This window comes from Bartonella florencae (genome assembly GCF_000312525.1).
GTDB lineage: Bacteria > Pseudomonadota > Alphaproteobacteria > Rhizobiales > Rhizobiaceae > Bartonella > Bartonella florencae.
The window spans coordinates 1-628 of sequence record NZ_HE997500.1 but is presented as its reverse complement, the minus strand read 5'-3'; the positions used below and the strand labels follow the sequence as shown (position 1 = coordinate 628).

Here is a 628-nt window from a genome sequence, read left to right as displayed (position 1 = left end):
AGAGCTATACAGATAAAAATACCAATCAAAAAGTAGGGAAAACAGAATGGCATTCCGTGGTGGTTTTTAATCCACATTTGGCAAAAATCGCTCTTCAATACTTAAACAAAGGTTCAAAAGTTTATGTAGAAGGCAAATTACAAACCCGTAAATGGCAAGATAAAAACGGTATTGACCGCTTCACAACAGAGATTGTTTTGCCACAATATAAAGGTGAATTGCAGTTGCTTGATGTAAAGAAAGAACAATCCGTATCCCCCTCGCCCGTGACTTCTCAAAATTATGCTATCGCTTCAGGTGCCTCCAATTATAGCGCATCTCTTAATGACAGCATGCCATTCTGATTGAAAAAATATGACAAAAAGAAAAAAACGAGCAAAACGTGGTCGCCCACGAATTAAGGGATGTATCAGAGAACCCAATGGGCGTATCTCACGGACAAAAATGCCTCGTGCCCCCATTGATAAATTGGCAATTGAAATGCGTGCCAAACGCTTCTGTTTGACCATAGAAGAGGCAAAAAACCCGCTTTCCGGTACTTATATCGGACGGCTTTACTTACAAGGAAATCTCAATCAAGATCAATACGATGCAGCACAAAAATATCTTGAAGTGAGAAATAATTACC

1 protein-coding gene and 1 pseudogene are annotated in these 628 nt (G+C 39.3%); both read left to right on the top strand.

Annotated features, from left to right (window positions below; genetic code table 11):
* A partial coding sequence (gene ssb / locus BN202_RS09045) for a single-stranded DNA-binding protein (protein ID WP_019220325.1) occupies window positions 1-344 on the top strand: 344 nt, incomplete at its 5' end.
* Between the two features lie 10 nt (window positions 345-354).
* A pseudogene (locus BN202_RS09040) lies at window positions 355-628 on the top strand (hypothetical protein); the annotation flags it as partial.